Consider the following 1,062-nt stretch of genomic DNA (forward strand, 5'->3'; position numbering starts at 1 on the left):
ATGTTTGATTTCGCTCATATTAGAACATGAAAAACCAATAAACGAACATTTCGTGAGAGAAATGTGATCGCGATTGTTTTCACAATGCTAAAAATGCTGCCAGTCGGTGACGGCCTGGCAAGGCTAAGGTCTGCCGGAAACAGCCACTTCGGGCAGGGAGGAGAACAAGGTGTCCCGGATGGGGGCGCCCCCATGAAGCAAGGTGATGAACGCGATGGCGTGAATCCCTCGCAGGCGCCTAGCGTCGGTGCAAACCTGGCGCCCGAGTGCGGGGGCAACATCAGGGGTCAAAGAAGGAGTGTCAGCGCCAGGAACTGGCCTCTTAGGCGCCGCAAGGGAGACGCCGCAGGCCGGGAGGGGGCAGGAAAAAAGCGGCCGCCCCGAGGCGGCCTGATGCCTGTGCGGGGAAGCTCAGCAGATATGGCAGGCGATCTGATGCTGGGACATCAGTCGCATCAGCTTCTCCGGCGGCTCCTGATCCGTGAACAGGGCGTGGATCTGGTTGAGGTTGCCGAGGTTGACCATGGCGTTGCGGCCAAACTTGGTGTGGTCGGCGGCCAGGAACACCTGGCGGGAGTGGGCGATGATGGCCTGAGCGATCTTCACCTCGTGATAGTCGAAATCGAGCAGGGAGCCGTCGCTGTCGATGCCCGAGATGCCGATGACGCCGTAGTCCATGCGAAACTGGCCGATGAAGTCGCGGGTCGCCTCCCCGACAATGCCGCCATCCCGGTTGCGAATTTCACCGCCGGCGATGATGACGGTGAAGTCATCCTTGGCGGTCAGGATGCTGGCGACGTTCAGGTTGTTGGTGACCACGCGCAGCTCCCGGTGGTCGAGCAGCGCCCGGGCGATGGCCTCGGTGGTGGTGCCGATGTTGATAAAGAGCGACGAGCCGTCGGGGATGTTGGCGGCCACTTCCCGGGCGATGCGCTCCTTCTCCTTGAGCTGCATCACCTTGCGGGCACTGTAGGCGGTGTTGACGGTGCTCGAATGCAGTGAGGCCCCGCCGTGATGGCGCCGGATCTTGTTCTGTTCGGCGAGATCGTTGAGATCCCGGCG

At 61.3% G+C, this 1,062-nt stretch carries 1 protein-coding gene; it reads right to left on the minus strand.

The annotated features are described in order from the left end of the window. Nucleotides 1-411 precede the first annotated feature (411 nt). A partial coding sequence (locus J9889_RS22875) for a DeoR/GlpR family transcriptional regulator (protein WP_210558330.1) occupies nucleotides 412-1,062 on the minus strand: 651 nt, incomplete at its 5' end.

The organism is Aeromonas sp. PrichA-15 (assembly GCF_017939245.1).
In the GTDB taxonomy this organism is placed as follows: Bacteria; Pseudomonadota; Gammaproteobacteria; order Enterobacterales; family Aeromonadaceae; genus Aeromonas; species Aeromonas caviae.